The 17,292-nt window shown below is 72.9% G+C and carries 20 protein-coding genes and 1 pseudogene; 20 read left to right on the top strand and 1 reads right to left on the bottom strand.

The window, feature by feature from the left end:
- Window positions 1-16: 16 nt before the first annotated feature.
- The 9 genes and pseudogenes from hisD to AB0J10_RS30000 all read left to right on the top strand — a co-directional run.
- Window positions 17-1,324, top strand: a pseudogene (hisD, locus tag AB0J10_RS30040) (histidinol dehydrogenase); the annotation flags it as partial.
- A gap of 185 nt (window positions 1,325-1,509) precedes the next feature.
- Window positions 1,510-2,679, top strand: a complete 1,170-nt coding sequence (locus tag AB0J10_RS30035) for a histidinol-phosphate transaminase (RefSeq protein ID WP_363065945.1) — start codon at window positions 1,510-1,512, stop codon at window positions 2,677-2,679.
- Window positions 2,676-3,269, top strand: a complete 594-nt coding sequence (gene hisB, locus AB0J10_RS30030; RefSeq protein ID WP_138055870.1) for an imidazoleglycerol-phosphate dehydratase HisB — start codon at window positions 2,676-2,678, stop codon at window positions 3,267-3,269. The genes AB0J10_RS30035 and hisB overlap by 4 nt, the downstream gene beginning before the upstream one ends.
- Window positions 3,270-3,271: 2 nt before the next feature.
- The gene (locus AB0J10_RS30025; RefSeq protein ID WP_269730958.1) at window positions 3,272-3,436 is read left to right on the top strand and encodes a hypothetical protein; all 165 of its coding nucleotides are present in this window, start codon (window positions 3,272-3,274) and stop codon (window positions 3,434-3,436) included.
- Complete coding sequence (gene hisH / locus AB0J10_RS30020; protein WP_363065942.1) at window positions 3,433-4,074, top strand: imidazole glycerol phosphate synthase subunit HisH; 642 nt, start codon at window positions 3,433-3,435, stop codon at window positions 4,072-4,074. The genes AB0J10_RS30025 and hisH overlap by 4 nt, the downstream gene beginning before the upstream one ends.
- A 2-nt stretch (window positions 4,075-4,076) precedes the next feature.
- The gene (gene priA / locus AB0J10_RS30015) at window positions 4,077-4,805 is read left to right on the top strand and encodes a bifunctional 1-(5-phosphoribosyl)-5-((5-phosphoribosylamino)methylideneamino)imidazole-4-carboxamide isomerase/phosphoribosylanthranilate isomerase PriA (RefSeq protein ID WP_363065940.1); all 729 of its coding nucleotides are present in this window, start codon (window positions 4,077-4,079) and stop codon (window positions 4,803-4,805) included.
- Window positions 4,802-5,200: a Rid family hydrolase gene (locus AB0J10_RS30010; RefSeq protein ID WP_363065938.1), complete on the top strand. Its 399-nt coding sequence runs from the start codon at window positions 4,802-4,804 to the stop codon at window positions 5,198-5,200. The genes priA and AB0J10_RS30010 overlap by 4 nt, the downstream gene beginning before the upstream one ends.
- Entirely contained in the window at window positions 5,197-5,967 is a 771-nt protein-coding gene (hisF, locus tag AB0J10_RS30005) for an imidazole glycerol phosphate synthase subunit HisF (RefSeq protein WP_363065936.1), read from the top strand. Before AB0J10_RS30010 ends, hisF begins: the two co-directional genes overlap by 4 nt.
- Before the next feature lie 99 nt (window positions 5,968-6,066).
- Window positions 6,067-7,275, top strand: a complete 1,209-nt coding sequence (locus AB0J10_RS30000; RefSeq protein WP_363065934.1) for a serine hydrolase domain-containing protein — start codon at window positions 6,067-6,069, stop codon at window positions 7,273-7,275.
- Between the two features lie 152 nt (window positions 7,276-7,427).
- Here the strand turns inward: AB0J10_RS30000 and AB0J10_RS29995 are convergent, their stop codons facing one another.
- Complete coding sequence (locus AB0J10_RS29995) at window positions 7,428-8,060, bottom strand: TIGR03085 family metal-binding protein (protein WP_269730964.1); 633 nt, start codon at window positions 8,058-8,060, stop codon at window positions 7,428-7,430.
- Between the two features lie 84 nt (window positions 8,061-8,144).
- Here AB0J10_RS29995 and hisI point away from each other — a divergent pair, with 84 nt between their 5' ends.
- From hisI to lgt, 11 genes are all read left to right on the top strand, one after another.
- Entirely contained in the window at window positions 8,145-8,504 is a 360-nt protein-coding gene (gene hisI, locus AB0J10_RS29990; RefSeq protein WP_269730965.1) for a phosphoribosyl-AMP cyclohydrolase, read from the top strand.
- Between the two features lie 11 nt (window positions 8,505-8,515).
- Entirely contained in the window at window positions 8,516-10,036 is a 1,521-nt protein-coding gene (locus tag AB0J10_RS29985; RefSeq protein WP_363065931.1) for an anthranilate synthase component I, read from the top strand.
- Window positions 10,037-10,044: 8 nt separating this feature from the next.
- On the top strand, window positions 10,045-10,701 hold the full coding sequence (locus tag AB0J10_RS29980) for a TIGR02234 family membrane protein (RefSeq protein WP_363065929.1): 657 nt from the start codon (window positions 10,045-10,047) through the stop codon (window positions 10,699-10,701).
- Window positions 10,702-10,816: 115 nt separating this feature from the next.
- Window positions 10,817-11,077: an HGxxPAAW family protein gene (locus tag AB0J10_RS29975; RefSeq protein ID WP_138055879.1), complete on the top strand. Its 261-nt coding sequence runs from the start codon at window positions 10,817-10,819 to the stop codon at window positions 11,075-11,077.
- Between the two features lie 77 nt (window positions 11,078-11,154).
- Window positions 11,155-11,700, top strand: coding sequence for a DUF2752 domain-containing protein (locus AB0J10_RS29970; protein ID WP_363065927.1), 546 nt, complete (start codon window positions 11,155-11,157; stop codon window positions 11,698-11,700).
- 126 nt (window positions 11,701-11,826) lie between these two features.
- Window positions 11,827-12,636 carry an indole-3-glycerol phosphate synthase TrpC gene (gene trpC, locus AB0J10_RS29965; RefSeq protein WP_363065925.1) on the top strand — a complete coding sequence of 270 codons (810 nt, stop codon included), beginning with the start codon at window positions 11,827-11,829 and terminating at the stop codon, window positions 12,634-12,636.
- Between the two features lie 8 nt (window positions 12,637-12,644).
- The gene (locus AB0J10_RS29960) at window positions 12,645-12,863 is read left to right on the top strand and encodes a tryptophan synthase subunit(beta) (protein ID WP_363065924.1); all 219 of its coding nucleotides are present in this window, start codon (window positions 12,645-12,647) and stop codon (window positions 12,861-12,863) included.
- 69 nt (window positions 12,864-12,932) lie between these two features.
- Window positions 12,933-14,237, top strand: coding sequence for a tryptophan synthase subunit beta (trpB, locus tag AB0J10_RS29955; RefSeq protein WP_363065922.1), 1,305 nt, complete (start codon window positions 12,933-12,935; stop codon window positions 14,235-14,237).
- Complete coding sequence (gene trpA, locus AB0J10_RS29950; protein ID WP_363065920.1) at window positions 14,234-15,046, top strand: tryptophan synthase subunit alpha; 813 nt, start codon at window positions 14,234-14,236, stop codon at window positions 15,044-15,046. The genes trpB and trpA overlap by 4 nt, the downstream gene beginning before the upstream one ends.
- Window positions 15,047-15,160: 114 nt before the next feature.
- Window positions 15,161-15,988, top strand: a complete 828-nt coding sequence (locus tag AB0J10_RS29945) for a thioredoxin domain-containing protein (RefSeq protein ID WP_363065918.1) — start codon at window positions 15,161-15,163, stop codon at window positions 15,986-15,988.
- A gap of 252 nt (window positions 15,989-16,240) precedes the next feature.
- On the top strand, window positions 16,241-17,242 hold the full coding sequence (lgt, locus tag AB0J10_RS29940) for a prolipoprotein diacylglyceryl transferase (RefSeq protein WP_363065916.1): 1,002 nt from the start codon (window positions 16,241-16,243) through the stop codon (window positions 17,240-17,242).
- The last annotated feature ends 50 nt before the right edge of the window (window positions 17,243-17,292 follow it).

Here is a 17,292-nt window from a genome sequence, read left to right as displayed (position 1 = left end):
CTGAGAGAATTGACCCGTGATCTCTCGTATCGACCTCCGCGGCGACGCCCTCCCCGAGGGCGCCGCGCTGCGCGACCTGCTGCCCCGTGCCGAGTTCGACGTGGAAGCCGCCCTGGAGAAGGTGCGGCCCATCTGCGAGGACGTGCATCATCGCGGGACGGCGGCTCTGATCGAGTACGCGGAGAGGTTCGACGGTGTCACGCTGGACCGGGTCCGGGTCCCCGAGAAGGCCCTCGTGGAGGCGCTGGAGCAGCTCGACCCCGCCGTCCGGGCGGCCCTGGAGGAGTCCATCCGCCGGGCGCGGACCGTGCACCGCGCCCAGCGCCGGGAGACGCACACCGTCCAGGTCGTGCCGGGCGGCACGGTGACCGAGAAGTGGGTTCCGGTCGGTCGCGTCGGGCTGTACGCGCCGGGCGGCCGTTCGGTCTACCCCTCGTCCGTGATCATGAACGCCGTGCCGGCGCAGGAGGCCGGCGTCGAGTCCGTCGCGCTCGCCTCACCGCCGCAGAAGGAGTTCGGCGGACTCCCGCACCCGACGATCCTCGCCGCCTGCGCGCTGCTCGGCGTCGAGGAGGTGTACGCCGTGGGCGGCGCCCAGGCCGTGGCGATGTTCGCGTACGGCACCTCGGGACCGGACGGGTGTGCGCCCGCGAACATGGTGACCGGTCCCGGCAACGTCTGGGTCGCCGCCGCCAAGCGCTACTTCACGGGCCGTATCGGCATCGACACCGAGGCCGGTCCCACCGAGATCGCGGTCCTCGCCGACGCCACCGCCGACCCGGCCCATGTCGCGGCCGACCTGATCAGCCAGGCTGAGCACGACCCGCTGGCCGCCGCCGTGCTGGTCACCGACTCGCCCGGGCTCGCGGACGCGGTCGAGCGCGAGCTGGAGCCGCAGATCGCGGCGACCAAGCACATCGAGGACCGGATCGTCCCGGCCCTGTCCGGGAAGCAGTCGGCGATCGTCCTCGTCGACGGCATCGAGGAGGGCCTGCGCGTCGTCGACGCGTACGGCGCCGAGCACCTGGAGATCCAGACCGCCGACGCGGCCGCCGTGGCCGATCGGGTGCGCAACGCGGGCGCGATCTTCGTCGGCCCCTGGTCGCCGGTATCGCTCGGCGACTACTGCGCGGGGTCCAACCACGTGCTGCCGACCGGCGGCTGCGCCTGCCACTCCTCCGGTCTGTCCGTCCAGTCCTTCCTGCGCGGCGTCCACGTCGTCGACTACACGCGCGAGGCGCTCGCCGACGTCGCCCACCACGTGGTGACCCTCGCCGAGGCGGAGGACCTCCCGGCACACGGCGCCGCCGTGAAGGCACGTTTTGCCGGAGGCGAACCGGACGAGCGCAGTGCCGGAGGCGAACCGGACGAGCGCAGTGCCGGAGGCGAACCGGACAAGCGCAGTGCCGGAGGCGAACCGGACAAGCGCGGTGCCGGAGGCGAACCGGACGAGCGCGGTGCCGGAGGCGGACCGGACGAGCACAGTGACTGGAAGGTGCCCCCGAGCAAGTGAGCACGACCGACATCGGCATCGACGACCTGCCCATCCGTGAGGAGCTGCGCGGCAAGTCGCCGTACGGCGCGCCGCAGCTCGACGTGCCCGTGCAGCTGAACACCAACGAGAACCCGTACCCGCTGCCCGAAGCGCTCGTCGAGCGGATCGCCGAGCGGGTGCGCGACGCGGCGCGCGGCCTCAACCGCTACCCGGACCGGGACGCGGTCGAGCTGCGCACCGAACTGGCCCGCTACCTCACCCGCACCGGGAAGTACCCGGTCGCCCTCGAGAACGTCTGGGCGGCCAACGGCTCCAACGAGGTCATCCAGCAGCTGCTGCAGACGTTCGGCGGGCCGGGGCGCACCGCCATCGGCTTCGAGCCGTCGTACTCGATGCACGCGCTGATCGCGCGTGGCACCGGCACCGGTTGGATCTCCGGCCCGCGCAACGACGACTTCACCATCGACGAACGGGCGGCCGCCGGCGCGATCGCCGAGCACCGGCCCGACGTCGTCTTCATCACCTCGCCCAACAACCCCACCGGCACGGCCGTCGCACCGGAGACGGTCCTCGCGCTCCACGAGGCCGCCCAGCAGGCCAGGGCGGACGGCGCGGGGGCGCTCGTCGTCGTGGACGAGGCGTACGTCGAGTTCAGCCACCGGCCCTCACTGCTCCCGCTGCTCGAGGGCCGGCCGAACCTCGTCGTCTCGCGCACCATGTCCAAGGCGTTCGGCGCCGCCGGGCTGCGCCTCGGCTACCTCGCCGCGCACCGCGCCGTGGTCGACGCCCTGCAGCTGGTACGCCTCCCGTACCACCTCTCGGCCGTCACCCAGGCCACCGCCCTGGCCGCCCTGGAGCACACCGACACGCTGCTGAAGTACGTCGAGAAGCTCAAGGACGAGCGGGACCGGCTGGTCGACGGGCTGCGCGCCATCGGTTTCGAGGTGACCGACTCCGACGCCAACTTCGTCCAGTTCGGGCGGTTCGACGGCGAGGGCGGTGCCCACGCCGCCTGGCGGAAGATCCTCGACCGGGGCGTCCTGGTCCGGGACAACGGCGTTCCGGGCCGGCTGCGGGTGACCGCCGGCACCCCCGAAGAGAACGACGCGTTCCTCGAAGCGGTGCGCGCACTGAAGAGTTCGGTGGGGGACACCCCCACACCCCCGAAGGAGCAGAAGCGATGAGCCGGGTAGGACGCGTCGAGCGCACCACCAAGGAGACGTCCGTCGTCGTGGAGATCGATCTCGACGGCACCGGGAAGGTCGATGTGGCGACCGGGGTCGGCTTCTACGACCACATGCTCGACCAGCTGGGCCGCCACGGTCTGTTCGACCTGACCGTCAAGACCGACGGCGATCTGCACATCGACAGCCACCACACCATCGAGGACACCGCCCTGGCGCTGGGTGCCGCTTTCAAGCAGGCACTCGGCGACAAGGTCGGCATCTACCGCTTCGGCAACTGCACGGTGCCGCTGGACGAGTCGCTCGCCCAGGTGACCGTCGACCTCTCCGGCCGCCCCTACCTCGTGCACACCGAGCCGGAGAACATGGCGCCGATGATCGGCGCGTACGACACCACGATGACCCGGCACATCCTGGAGTCCTTCGTGGCCCAGGCGCAGATCGCGCTGCACGTCCACGTGCCGTACGGTCGCAACGCCCACCACATCGTGGAGTGCCAGTTCAAGGCGCTGGCGCGGGCGCTGCGCTACGCCTCGGAGCGCGACCCGCGCGCAGCCGGAATCCTTCCGTCCACGAAGGGTGCCCTCTAGTCGTGAACGGTCTTTCCACGGTTCTGATCGTCGTCGGGCTCTTCCTGATCGGCGGCATCATCTCCTTCGCCAAGCAGCAGATGCCCAAGGGCCTGATCGCGCTGCTGTCCGTCGGCGCCGCCATGTGCCTCGCCGCCGGCGTCCTGCGACTGGACGTGTGGTCATGAGCGGGCGGAAGAACGTCGTCGTCTTCGACTACGGCTTCGGCAACGTCCGGTCCGCCGAGCGGGCCCTCGCACGCGTCGGCGCGGACGTCGAGATCACCCGCGACTTCGACCGGGCGATGAACGCCGACGGGCTGCTCGTGCCGGGTGTCGGCGCCTTCTCCGCCTGTATGACGGGGCTGCGGGAGGCGCGTGGCCACTGGGTCGTCGACCGCAGGCTCTCCGGGGGCCGCCCGGTCATGGGCATCTGCGTCGGCATGCAGATCCTCTTCGAGCGCGGCATCGAGCACGGCGTCGAGACCGAGGGCCTCGACGAGTGGCCCGGGGTCGTCGGCCCGCTGAACGCCCCGGTCGTGCCGCACATGGGCTGGAACACCGTCAAGGCCCCCGAGGACTCGGAGATGTTCGCCGGCCTCGACGCCGGCGCCCGCTTCTACTTCGTGCACTCCTACGCCGTGCGCGAATGGGACTTCGAGGTGACCAGCGCGGCCATGGCCGTTCCGAAGGTCACCTGGGCGACCCATGGCGAGCCCTTCGTCGCGGCCGTCGAGAACGGCGCCCTGTGGGCCACCCAGTTCCACCCCGAGAAGTCCGGCGACGCCGGCGCCCAGCTGCTCACCAACTGGATCGAGACCCTCTGATCATGGCTCAGAAGCTTGAACTCCTCCCCGCCGTCGACGTCCGTGACGGCCAGGCCGTCCGCCTCGTCCACGGCGAGTCCGGCACGGAGACCTCCTACGGATCCCCGCTGGAGGCCGCGCTCACCTGGCAGCGCGCGGGCGCCGAGTGGCTGCACCTGGTCGACCTGGACGCCGCCTTCGGCACCGGCGACAACCGGGAGCTGATCGCCGAGGTGTCCGGTGCCATGGACCTCAAGGTCGAGCTGTCCGGCGGCATCCGCGACGACGCGTCGCTCGCCGCCGCCCTCGCCACCGGCTGCGCCCGGGTCAACCTCGGCACCGCCGCACTGGAGAGCCCCGAGTGGGTCGCCAAGGTCATCGCCGAGTACGGCGAGAAGATCGCGGTCGGCCTGGACGTACGGGGCACGACCCTGCGAGGTCGCGGCTGGACCCGTGACGGCGGCGACCTCTACGAGACCCTGGCCCGGCTCGACTCCGAGGGCTGCGCCCGGTACGTCGTGACCGACATCGCCAAGGACGGCACGCTCCAGGGCCCCAACCTGGACCTGCTGCGCAACGTCTGCGCCGCCACCGACAAGCCGGTCGTCGCCTCCGGCGGCGTCTCCTCCCTCGACGACCTGCGCGCGCTCGCCGGGCTCGTGCCGATCGGCGTCGAGGGCGCGATCGTCGGCAAGGCGCTGTACGCCGAGGCGTTCACCCTGGAAGAGGCCCTGGAGGCGGTGTCCCGGTGAGCGACGACATCCGACGCGTCGGTTCCGCCGGCCCCTGGGAGGACGCCTTCGGGTACTCCCGCGCGGTCGAGCTGCCGAACGGCCTGGTACTGGTGTCCGGCTGCACGTCGGTCGTCGACGGCGTGGTCGTCGACGGCGGTCCGTACGACCAGGCCGTCAACGCCTTCAACGCGGCCCTGGCCGCGCTGAAGGAGCTGGGTCTGGGCAGTGACCACGTCGTACGCACCCGGATGTACATCACGCACGCCCGGGACGTCGACGAGGTGGGCCGGGCCCACAAGGAGCTGTTCGGCGGCGTGCGCCCGGCCGCGTCGATGCTCATCGTCTCCGGTTTCGTCGACCCGCGGCTGGTCGTCGAGGTCGAGGTCGAGGCGTACCGGCGGGAGGGCGCATGACCCTCGCCGTCCGAGTCATCCCCTGCCTCGACGTGGACAACGGCCGCGTCGTCAAAGGCGTCAACTTCCAGAACCTGCGCGACGCCGGCGACCCCGTCGAGATGGCGAAGCTGTACGACGCGGAGGGCGCGGACGAGCTGACCTTCCTCGACATCACGGCCTCCTCCGGCGACCGGGAGACCACGTACGACGTCGTGCGCCGCACCGCCGAGCAGGTCTTCATCCCGCTCACGGTGGGCGGCGGGGTCCGCTCCGCGGACGACGTCGACAAGCTGCTGCGGGCCGGGGCCGACAAGGTCGGCGTCAACACCGCGGCCATCGCCCGGCCCGAGCTGATCCGTGAGATCGCCGAGCGCTTCGGGCGCCAGGTGCTGGTGCTGTCCGTCGACGCCCGCCGCACCCCGGAGGGCACCGTCACGCCGTCCGGTTACGAGGTCACCACCCACGGCGGACGGCGCGGCACCGGCATTGACGCCGTCGAGTGGGCCCACCGCGCCGCCGAGCTGGGCGCGGGGGAGATCCTGCTCAACTCGATGGACGCGGACGGCACCAAGGACGGTTACGACACCCGGATGATCGAGGCCGTCCGCGGGCACGTCACGGTCCCGGTGATCGCCTCCGGCGGCGCGGGCAAGCTCGGCGACTTCGCCCCCGCCATCGCGGCCGGGGCGGACGCGGTGCTCGCGGCGTCCGTCTTCCACTTCGGTGATCTGCGGATCTCCCAGGTCAAGGAGTCGCTGCGCGAGGCTGGGCACCCCGTCCGCTGACCGTGCGTTCCCGGTCCACTCCTCGGGCAGCCCGTCCGAGGAGTGGACCGCTCCTGGCCCCGCCGGGCGTCCTGGCGGATTCGCGCGCATAGTGCCGTTATGAGGCCGACCCGTCCGGTGCTGCTGCTTCTCGCGGGGACGCTCGTCGCGGCGAGCCCCGCCACGGCCGCCGCCCCCGAGCGGGCCGCCGGCACCGCGCGGCCCTGCGTCGCCTCGCTGCCGCCCAGGGGCGGGGAGGCGCGGGAGGCGCTGAACATCGCCCAGCGGGTCAAGGCCGAGCAGCACCTCAACTCGGTGCTGGTGCGCGTCGCCAGGGACGGCGAGGAGGTCATCACGACCGCCCTCGGCGAGTCGATGACGGGCGTACCCGCCCGGCCCGACATGCACTTCCGCGCGGGTTCGGTCGCCATCGTCCACATGGGCATCGTCCTGCTCCAGCTGGTGGACGAGAAGAAGGCGGGGCTCGACGACCCCCTGTCCCGCTGGCTCCCCGACGCCCCGCACGCCGACCGGATCACCCTGCGCATGCTCGGCGCCTCCACCTCGGGCCTCCGCGACTACGTCACCGACCCCGAGTTCCTCGCCGCTCTGGAGGCGGCGCCGTTCCGGCACTGGACGCCGGAGGAACTGGTCGCCTACCCGGCCGCCCACCCCCTCTGGTACGAGCCGGGCACCGGCTGGAGCTACTCGCACGCCAACTTCGTGCTGCTCGGCGCCGCCCTGGAGAAGATCAGCGGCACACCGCTCGACGAACTGCTGCGGCAGCGCGTCATGGACCCGCTCGGCCTGGCCGACACACGCAACGAGGCCACCCCCGAGATCCAGCCGCCGGTGCTGCACGCCTTCACCGAGGAGCGGGGCCCCTACGAGGAGTCCACTTTCTGGAACCCCTCCTGGACCACCGCGCCGGGGGCGGTCCTCACCACCCACATCTGCGACCTGGCCCGCTCGGCGGAGGCGGTCGCGACGGGCGAACTGCTGTCACCCGCCGCTTTCCGGACCCAACTCGACCCGGGCACGGTCGGACTCGGCGGCGGGACGAAGACCTGCCCCGCCACCGTGTGCCTGAAGAACACCGCCGCCGAGCACTTCGGGCTCGGGGTGCTCGTCATGAACGGCTGGATCCTGACGAACCCGTCCTTCTCCGGGTACGCGGCCGTCCAGGCATACCTCCCCGCCGAACGGCTCGCGATCGCCGTCGCGACGACCAGGGGCGAGGACACCCCGGAGGGCAACGCGGCACAGACGGTCGCGAACGGGATCGCCGAGGCGCTCGCCCCCGGACACCCCGCCCCCGGAGGCGGCTGAGGCCGCGAGCGGCGCCCCGGGACGACGGGAACCGCGGCCCGGCCCGCCGCCGACGGCCGGACCCGCCCCGCCCTGACTGCTCGACCGCCGCCCCGCCCCGGCGGCCTTGGCGCCCCGACGGCCTCGCGGTTCGACGGCCGCCCGGGCCGGAGTCAGCCCATCCCCAGCTGCGTCCTGCCGACCCGGTCGACCGCCTCCTTGTCGCCCTCGACCTCCACGTGCGCCGCGTCCTGCCGGCCGAAGGCGTACATGGTCAGCTCGCCGGGTTCACCGGTCACGGTCACCACCGGAGCACCGCGGTGCGCCACCGCCGTCTGCCCGTTGGGGCGCCGAAGCACCAGCCCCACCGGCGCCTTGCGGCCCAGCAGCCGGGCCGACTTCTCCAGCCGGGACCAGAGCGCGTCGGCGAACACCGGGTCCAGCTCCCGCGGCGTCCAGTCGGCCTGCGCCCGCCGCACGTCCTCGGCGTGCACATAGAACTCGACCGTGTTCGACGCCTCGTCCACCGGCTTGATCGCGAACGGCGACATCCTCGGCGGGCCGGTGCGGATCAGCCGGATCAGTTCCTCGTACGGCCTCGCCGCGTACTCGGCCTGCACCCGGTCCAGCCTGCTCCTGAGGGGTCCCAGCACGATCCCCGCGGCCTCCGGCCGCCGCTCGCGCACCACGACGTGGGCCGCGAGGTCCCGGGTGTTCCACCCCTCGCACAGCGTCGGTGCGTCCGGGCCGGCCGCCTCCAGCAGATCGGCGAGCAGAAGTCGTTCACGCTTCGCATGGGTCGACATGGCCGCCAGCCTACGACCGGCGCGCCACGTCCGCCCAGTGGACGCAGGCCCGTCACGCCCCCGCCGGCGCGGCACAATGGCGGCATGACCAGCACCCCCAGCGCACTCGACCCCGCCATCGCCGCCCGTCTCAAGCGCAGCGCCGACGGCCTGGTCCCGGCCATCGCCCAGCAGTACGACACCGGTGAGGTGCTGATGCTCGGCTGGATGGACGACGAGGCACTGCACCGCACCCTCACCACGGGGCGTGCCACCTACTGGTCCCGCAGCCGCCGGGAGTACTGGGTCAAGGGCGACACCTCCGGCCACGTCCAGCACGTGAAGGCCGTCGCCCTCGACTGCGACGCCGACACCGTCCTCGTGAAGGTCGACCAGATCGGGGCCGCCTGTCACACCGGAGACCGCACCTGCTTCGACGCCGACGTGCTCGCACTGGGCCAGTAGGGTCGTACGTCATGGATCTCGAGACGTTCCGCAAGCTGGCGGCCGACCGCCGCGTCATCCCCGTGAGCCGGCGCCTCCTCGCGGACGGCGACACCCCGGTCGGCCTCTACCGCAAGCTCGCCGGCGAGCGTCCCGGCACCTTCCTCCTCGAGTCCGCCGAGGGGGGTCGCTCCTGGTCCCGGTACTCCTTCGTCGGCGTACGGTCCGCCGCGACCCTCACCGTCCGCGACGGCCGGGCGCACTGGCTCGGCACACCGCCCGTGGGCGTCCCCACGGACGGCGACCCGCTGAAGGCCCTCCGCGCGACCGTCGAGACCCTCCACACCCCCCGGCAGGACCTCGACGAGGGCATGCCGCCCTTCACCGGCGGCATGGTCGGCTACCTCGGCTACGACATCGTGCGCAGGCTGGAGCGGATCGGCGAGCACGGCGGGGACGACCTGCGGCTCCCCGAGCTGACCATGCTGCTCACCTCCGACCTCGCCGTGCTCGACCACTGGGACGGCTCCGTGCTGCTGATCGCCAACGCGATCAACCACAACGACCTCGACACCGGCGTCGACGAGGCGTACGCGGACGCCGTCGCCCGGCTCGACGCCATGGAGGCCGACCTGGCCCGGCCCGTCGAGAGCCGCCCCCGCGCGCTCCCCGCCTCCGAACTGCCCCCGTACACCGGGCCCATGTGGAGCGGTGAGGAGTTCCGGGCCGCCGTCGAGGACATCAAGGAACGCATCCGCGCGGGCGAGGCCTTCCAGGTCGTGCCGTCGCAGCGGTTCGAGACCCCTTGCGAGGCGAGCGCCCTCGACGTCTACCGGGTGCTCCGGGCGACCAACCCCAGTCCGTACATGTACCTGCTGCGCTTCCCCCACGAGGAGGGCGGGTTCGACGTCGTCGGCTCCAGCCCGGAGGCGCTGGTCAAGGTCGAGGACGGGCGCGCCATGGTGCACCCGATCGCCGGCACCCGCCCGCGGGGCGCGACCCCGCAGGAGGACCAGGCGCTCGCCGACGAACTGCTGGCCGACCCCAAGGAGCGGGCCGAGCACCTCATGCTCGTCGACCTCGGCCGCAACGACCTGGGCCGGGTCTGCGAGCCGGGCTCCGTCGAGGTCGTCGACTTCATGTCGATCGAGCGGTACTCGCACGTCATGCACATCGTGTCGACGGTGACGGGCCGGGTCGCCGAGAACCGCACCGCCTTCGACGTGCTCACCGCCTGCTTCCCCGCGGGCACGCTCTCCGGCGCCCCCAAGCCCCGCGCGATGCAGATCATCGAGGAGTTGGAGCCGTCGCGGCGCGGGCTGTACGGCGGCGCCGTCGGCTACCTCGACTTCGCCGGCGACTCCGACACGGCGATCGCGATCCGTACCGCTCTGCTCCGCGACGGCACCGCCCATGTGCAGGCCGGGGCGGGGATCGTCGCGGACTCGGACCCGGTCGCCGAGGACACCGAGTGCCGCAACAAGGCGGCCGCGGTGCTGCGAGCCGTGCACACCGCGAACCGGCTGAACGGCGGCGGGACGCGTAAGGGATAGTGGGGGACGTGACTGCTGTACCCGTACCCCACTCCAGCGGAGAGACCGAGCGGACGGCGGGGGCCGCCGCGTCCGCCACGAGCGGCCGGCGCAGCCTGGCCGCGGCCCTCTTCCTCGGCGCCGTCGGCGCCGCCGTGGTGCTGCTCGCCTCCGGGCAGACCTGGGCCGAGGGCACGGCCGCCGTCGGAGCCGGCAGCGTGCCGCTCGGGGCCGACGGCCGTGACGTCACCGGGCTCCCCGCGGCGCTCGCCGTCGTCGGCCTCGCCGCCCTCGTCGCCGTCTTCGCGGTCCGCCGGGCGGGCCGTGTGATCGTCTCCGTGCTGCTCGCGCTGAGCGGGGCCGGGGCCGCGGCCGCCGCCTTCCTCGGTGCCTCCGACAGCGCCGCGCTCGACGAGAAGGCCCGGCGGACCACCGGCGACACGGCCGCCGCCGTCGACGGACTCACCCACACGGCCTGGCCGCACGTCACCGCCGTCGCCGGGCTGCTGATCCTGGCCGCCGGGCTGCTCGCCCTGCGGTACGGCTCCTCGTGGCCCGCCATGTCGGGGCGCTACGAGCGCGAGGGCGGCGCCCCGCGCGGGTCCCGCCCGGCCGCCGACCCGGACCGCCCCGAGGAACTGTGGAAGGCCCTGGACCGAGGCGAGGACCCCACCGGCGACAGGTGAGGCGTCCCTCCGCGATCAGTGACGACCCCCACGTCCCGGCAGCCCCACCGGTACGGGACAATGGGGCACGGAGCATCCGACCCACCCCCAGCGCAACACCAACGAGGAGCACTTCATGGCGGGCAGCAGCCACGGACACACCCCGGCCGCCTGGACCGGTGTCACCATCTCCTTCATCGGCTTCAGCATCGCCGGAGTCTTCATGGTGGCCGCAAACCCGCTCGGGTTCTGGGCCGGCATGGGCGTCGTCGTCCTCGGCGGTGTCGTCGGCGTCGCGATGAAGGCCGCCGGCCTCGGGCAGAAGGAGGCGGCCGTGCCCGTCCCGGCCCGTACCCCGGCCGCGCAGCCGGTGGCGGCCGAGGCGACCGCCTCCTGACGGCGGAGATCCCCCGCGGAGGCGCGGCCCGGCGAGCCCGGGCTGCGCCTCCGCGTACGACCGGGGACAATCACGGGGTGGAAGCCACGCCTGCCGCCACCCCCGCCCCCGTACCGGGGCCGTCCGCCGAAGCGGGACCGTCCCCCGCCGCCGTGCCGGGCCCCGGACCCGCGTCCGTGCCCTGGCACCACCACCAGGGTCCCCCGCCCGCACCCGCCGCGCCGCCGCCGCTGCGCCGCCGCCTCGCGGCGCCACTGGCCGCGATGGCCGTCGTCGCCGTGGCCTTCGCCTATGTGAGCGCCGTCGACCCGAACGAGCCGGGCCACTACCCGGTCTGCCCGCTGCTGCGGTTCACCGGGATCTACTGCCCGGGCTGCGGCGGGCTTCGCAGCGCCCATGCGTTCGTCCACGGCGACCTGGGCACGGCCTTCGGTGCCAACGCCGTCGCCGTCGCCGGATACCTGGTCTTCGCCGTGTTCTGGGTCGTGTGGTTGGTCCGCGCGGTCAGGGCGAAACCGGTGCGAATCGCTCTGCGGCCCGTCTGGTGGTGGGGTCTCGGCGCGCTCCTCGCCGTTTTCACGGTTGTCCGGAACCTGCCGTTCGGCTCGGGGCTCATCCCCTGATCCCGGAAGAAATCCCAGGTAGTGGGACGGGACGTCAACCGGATGCGGAGCCATCGCCCGCATCCGGATACCATCGGGATTGCCGACAGTGATCCATCATCAACATCCCGGAAGGGGGCCGCTCGCGTGAGTGTGCTCGACGAGATCATCGAAGGCGTGCGCGCCGACCTCGCAGAGCGGCAGGCGCGGGTCAGCCTCGACGAGCTCAAGGAGCGTGCCGCCAAGGCGCCCCAGGCCAAGGACGGCGTCGCCGCACTGCGCGGTGACGGCGTGAAGGTCATCTGCGAGGTGAAGCGCTCCAGCCCTTCCAAGGGCGCGCTCGCCGCGATCGCCGACCCCGCCGGCCTGGCCGCCGACTACGAGGCGGGTGGCGCGGCCGTCATCTCCGTCCTCACCGAGCAGCGCCGCTTCGGCGGCTCGCTCGAGGACCTGGAAGCCGTGCGGGCCCGGGTGGACGTCCCCGTCCTCCGCAAGGACTTCATCGTCACGTCCTACCAGCTGTGGGAGGCCCGGGCGTACGGCGCCGACCTGGCCCTGCTGATCGTCGCCGCCCTCGACCAGGAGGCCCTGGTCTCCTTGATCGAGCGCGCCGAGTCGATCGGGCTCACACCGCTCGTCGAGGTCCACGACGAGGACGAGGTCGAGCGGGCCGTGGACGCCGGAGCCAAGATCATCGGTGTCAACGCTCGCGACCTCAGGACCCTCAAGGTCGACCGTTCCACGTTCGAGCGGGTCGTTCCCGAGGTCCCCGCGGGGATCGTCAAGGTCGCCGAGTCCGGCATTCGCGGCCCGCACGACCTGATCGCGTACGCCAACGCCGGCGCCGACGCGGTGCTGGTCGGGGAGTCGCTGGTCACCGGTCGGGACCCGAAGGCCGCCGTGGCCGATCTGGTCGCCGCGGGCGCCCACCCGGCCCTGCGGCAGGGGAGGGACTGACCCGCCCCGTGACCGCCGTCGTCCGTCGCGCGCGCACCGCCACCGGGCCGGGGGTTCCCCGGCCCGGCCGGGCGGCCGTGGGCGCCCGCCCACCGCACGCCCCACTGGCGCGCGGCTGCCGTCCTCGCGGCTGCCGCGCCCCGGCCCGCCGGGTGCACGGACGACGGGTCAGGTACGTCATCGGGGACGAGCCCGGCCAGGTCAACGGCATGCGATGGCGTCGCTGAGCGACACGCTCAGCACCACTCGTCATCACTCATTCCTCTTCGGCTCACACGCACACGAGGAGTTCTGGCATGCCCAGTCAATACTTCGTTCCCGACCCCGAGGGCCAGGTGCCCAACGCCGCCGGCTACTTCGGCGACTTCGGCGGCAAGTTCATTCCCGAGGCGCTCGTCGCCGCGGTCGACGAGGTGGCCGTCGAGTACGACAAGGCCAAGTCCGACCCGGCCTTCGCCGCCGAACTCGACGACCTGCTCGTCCACTACACGGGCCGGCCCAGCGCCCTGACCGAGGTGCCCCGCTTCGCCGAGCACGCGGGCGGCGCGCGGGTCTTCCTCAAGCGCGAGGACCTCAACCACACCGGTTCGCACAAGATCAACAACGTGCTGGGGCAGGCGCTGCTCACCCGGCGCATGGGCAAGACCCGTGTCATCGCCGAGACCGGCGCCGGCCAGCACGGTGTGGCCACAGCCACCGCGTGCGCCCTCTTCGGCCTCGACTGCACGATCTACATGGGCGAGATCGACACCGAGCGCCAGGCGCTGAACGTCGCCCGCATGCGCATGCTCGGCGCCGAGGTCGTGCCGGTGAAGTCCGGCAGCCGCACCCTGAAGGACGCCATCAACGAGGCGTTCCGCGACTGGGTCGCCAACGTCGACCACACGCACTACCTGTTCGGCACGGTCGCGGGCCCGCACCCGTTCCCGGCGATGGTCCGCGACTTCCACCGGGTGATCGGCGTCGAGGCCCGGCGCCAGATCCTGGAGCGCGCCGGCCGTCTCCCGGACGCCGCCGTGGCCTGTGTCGGCGGCGGCTCCAACGCCATCGGCCTGTTCCACGCCTTCATCCCGGACGAGGGGGTGCGGCTGGTGGGGTGCGAGCCCGCGGGCCACGGGGTCGAGTCCGGCGAGCACGCGGCCACCCTGACCGCGGGGGAGCCCGGCGTCCTGCACGGCTCCCGCAGCTACGTCCTCCAGGACGACGAGGGCCAGATCACCGAGCCGTACTCGATCTCGGCCGGTCTGGACTACCCGGGTATCGGCCCGGAGCACTCGTACCTCAAGGACAGCGGACGCGGCGAGTACCGGGCGGTGACCGACGACGCCGCCATGCGGGCGCTGCGGCTGCTCTCCCGCACCGAGGGCATCATCCCGGCCATCGAGTCCGCGCACGCGCTGGCCGGCGCCCTCGAACTCGGCAGGGAACTCGGCGAGGACGGACTGGTCCTGGTCAACCTGTCCGGCCGGGGCGACAAGGACATGGACACCGCCGCCCGCTATTTCGGGCTGTACGACGCGGACGGCGGCGCGGGCACGGACGCAGTCGTCGAGGCGGACGCCACCGGCGAGGTCGCGGAGATCGAGGGGGACGCCAAGTGACCGGGAACATCCGACTGCTGAGCGACACCCTGGCGCGTGCGAAGTCCGAGGACCGGGCCGCCCTCGTCGCCTACCTTCCGGCCGGCTTCCCCACGGTGGACGGCGGCATCGAGGCGATCAAGGCGGTCTTCGACGGCGGCGCCGACGTCGTGGAGGTGGGCCTGCCGCACAGCGACCCCGTGCTCGACGGACCGGTCATCCAGACCGCCGACGACATCGCCCTGCGCGGCGGCGTCAGGATCGCCGACGTGATGCGCACGGTCCGCGAGGCCCACACGGCCACGGGCAAGCCGGTGCTCGTGATGACGTACTGGAACCCCGTCGACCGGTACGGCGTCGAGCGCTTCACCGCCGAGCTCGCCGAGGCGGGCGGGGCGGGCTGCATCCTGCCGGACCTGCCCGTCCAGGAGTCCGCGGTGTGGCGCGAGCACGCCGAGAAGCACGGGCTCGCCACGGTGTTCGTCGTCGCGCCCAGCAGCAGGGACGAGCGGCTCGCCGAGATCACTGCCGCGGGCTCGGGCTTCGTCTACGCGGCCTCGCTGATGGGCGTCACCGGCACCCGTGAGTCCGTCGGCGCCCAGGCCGAGGACCTGGTGGGACGCACCCGGGCCACCACCGCCATGCCCGTGTGCGTCGGGCTTGGCGTCTCCGACGCCGAGCAGGCCGCCGAGGTCGCGGGCTTCGCCGACGGGGTGATCGTCGGTTCGGCCTTCGTCAAGCGACTGCTCGACGCCGAGGACCGGTCGGCCGGGCTCGCCGCGGTGCGGGCGCTGGCGGCCGAGCTCGCGGAGGGCGTCCGCAAGCGCTGAGGGCGGGGACCGTCCGGTCACGGGGCGAGTGATCTGATCGGACCGGCTCACCCGTACGGGTGGACATGGGACCGGGGAGGCGCATGGGCGCCTCCCCGGTTCGTTGCTGTGGGCGTGAGCGAGAACAACCAAGACGGAAGGCGGGCCGCGCGCGAGCGGCTCATGCGCGATCGCGAGCTGCAGAAGGCCCGCGAGAAGCGACGGCGCCTGTTGATCGTGTCCGCGGCCGTGGTCGGCGTGCTGGGCCTGGCCGCGGTCGTCGGCGTGATCGCGGCGGGCGGCGGGGGCAAGGACGAGGGCTCGGCCGCCGACGGCCCGGTGGTCGCCCCGAGCGGCGCCCAGGGCGAGGACGCGCTCGCCCTCCCGGCGGGCGCCGACGACGCGCCGTCCACGCTCACGGTCTGGGAGGACTTCCGCTGCCCGGCCTGCGCCCAGTTCGAGAACGTGATGAGGGACACCATCCACGAGCTGACCGCCTCGGGGCAGCTCAGGGTCGAGTACCACCTCGCGACGATCATCGACGGCGGCATGGGCGGCGACGGATCGCACCGCTCGGCGAACGCCGCCGCGTGCGCGCAGGACGCCGGGAAGTTCGTCGAGTACCACGACGTGCTCTACCAGAACCAGCCGCCGGAGACCGAGGACGCCTTCGGGGACAATGAGCGGCTGATCGAGCTGGCGGGCAAGGTGCCGGGTCTGGTCACCCCGGCGTTCACGGAGTGCGTGGAGTCCGGCAGGCACGACGGCTGGGTGGACAAGTCGGGTCAGGCGTTCCAGGAGAAGAACTTCCGGGGCACCCCGACGGTGCTGCTCAACGGCGAGTCCGTGTTCCCGCGGAAGGGGAACGAGCAGATCAGCCCCGAGAACCTGCGCAAGTGGGTCACCGAGGCCAACAAGGGCGAGAAGCCGGGCTCGGCGCAGCCGAGCCCCGCGGCCTCCTGACGGGCCGGCGCTCCCGGTGGGGCGGCCCGCGGCACGGCCGGGGGACACCCACCGGCGGGTCCGCCGGGGCGCGTGTCCGCGTGCTCGTGCGCCCGCCGCCCGTGCGCCCGCCGCTGGTGCGCGTGTCCTCCGTGGGCGTGCCGCACCGGCACCGGGCGGGGGCGTGGCCCCGCCGGTCACAGGGCTCGTTATGCAGACGTTGCGCCGTCGCTTGCCGTGCCCGGGGCCCGGCAGGGTAGCGTCGGACCTGCCATGGACCTTGCCTACATTCCCAGCCCGTCCACGGGTGTCGTCCACCTCGGACCGCTTCCGCTGCGCGGCTACGCCTTCTGCATCATCATCGGTGTCTTCGTGGCCGTCTGGTACGGCAACAAGCGCTGGATCGCCCGCGGCGGCAAAGCCGGCACGGTGGCCGACATCGCCGTGTGGGCCGTCCCCTTCGGCCTCGTCGGCGGCCGTCTGTACCACGTGATCACCGACTACCAGCTCTACTTCGGCGAGGGTGAGAACTGGGTCGACGCGTTCAAGATATGGGAGGGCGGCCTCGGCATCTGGGGCGCCATCGCGTTCGGCGCGGTCGGTGCGTGGATCGGCTGCCGCCGCCGGGGCATCCCGTTGCCCGCGTACGCCGACGCCATCGCTCCGGGCATCGCGTTCGCCCAGGCGATCGGCCGTTGGGGCAACTGGTTCAACCAGGAGCTGTACGGGAAGCCGACCGATCTCCCGTGGGCGCTCGAGATCAGCGAGGGCGTGAACCGGGAGGCCGGCCTCTACCACCCCACGTTCCTCTACGAGTCGCTGTGGTGCGTCGGCGTGGCGCTGCTGGTGATCTGGGCCGACCGCCGCTTCCGGCTCGGCCACGGGCGGGCCTTCGCGCTCTATGTCGCGGCGTACTGCGCCGGCCGGGCGTGGATCGAGTACATGCGCGTCGACGAGGCCCACCACATCCTCGGCCTCCGGCTGAACGTCTGGACCGCGATCCTGGTCTTCGTCCTGGCCGTGGTCTACATCGCGCTCTCCGCCCGGCTCCGCCCGGGCCGCGAGGAGATCGTCGAGCCCGCGGCGGTGCCGCAGGACAAGGAGGACTCCGCCTCCGGGTCCTCCGCTTCCGGGTCCTCCGCTTCCGGGTCCTCCGCTTCCGGGTCCTCCGCTTCCGGGTCCTCCGCCTCCGGATCCTCCGGCTCCGGGGCCCGGCCGCAGGCGGAGGACGCCGAGGGCGATCCGGCGGACTCGGGGTCCGCGAACAGAGGCTGACCGTACCGGGCCCCAGGCCCTGACCGGACCCGAGGCCCGGACACGCACGC

Source organism: Streptomyces sp. NPDC049887 (genome assembly GCF_040656535.1).
GTDB lineage: Bacteria > Actinomycetota > Actinomycetes > Streptomycetales > Streptomycetaceae > Streptomyces.
This window is presented reverse-complemented; position numbering and strand designations above follow the sequence as displayed.

Excerpts from the sequence above, each read along its gene's own strand:
- AB0J10_RS29995 (WP_269730964.1), bottom strand. The coding sequence starts at position 8,060 with ATGTCGACCCATGCGAAGCGTGAACGACTTCTGCTCGCCGATCTGCTG.
- hisF (WP_363065936.1), top strand. The coding sequence starts at position 5,197 with ATGACCCTCGCCGTCCGAGTCATCCCCTGCCTCGACGTGGACAACGGC.
- priA (WP_363065940.1), top strand. The coding sequence starts at position 4,077 with ATGGCTCAGAAGCTTGAACTCCTCCCCGCCGTCGACGTCCGTGACGGC.
- AB0J10_RS29985 (WP_363065931.1), top strand. The coding sequence starts at position 8,516 with ATGGATCTCGAGACGTTCCGCAAGCTGGCGGCCGACCGCCGCGTCATC.
- hisI (WP_269730965.1), top strand. The coding sequence starts at position 8,145 with ATGACCAGCACCCCCAGCGCACTCGACCCCGCCATCGCCGCCCGTCTC.
- lgt (WP_363065916.1), top strand. The coding sequence starts at position 16,241 with ATGGACCTTGCCTACATTCCCAGCCCGTCCACGGGTGTCGTCCACCTC.
- trpB (WP_363065922.1), top strand. The coding sequence starts at position 12,933 with ATGCCCAGTCAATACTTCGTTCCCGACCCCGAGGGCCAGGTGCCCAAC.
- AB0J10_RS30000 (WP_363065934.1), top strand. The coding sequence starts at position 6,067 with ATGAGGCCGACCCGTCCGGTGCTGCTGCTTCTCGCGGGGACGCTCGTC.
- AB0J10_RS29975 (WP_138055879.1), top strand. The coding sequence starts at position 10,817 with ATGGCGGGCAGCAGCCACGGACACACCCCGGCCGCCTGGACCGGTGTC.
- hisH (WP_363065942.1), top strand. The coding sequence starts at position 3,433 with ATGAGCGGGCGGAAGAACGTCGTCGTCTTCGACTACGGCTTCGGCAAC.
- hisB (WP_138055870.1), top strand. The coding sequence starts at position 2,676 with ATGAGCCGGGTAGGACGCGTCGAGCGCACCACCAAGGAGACGTCCGTC.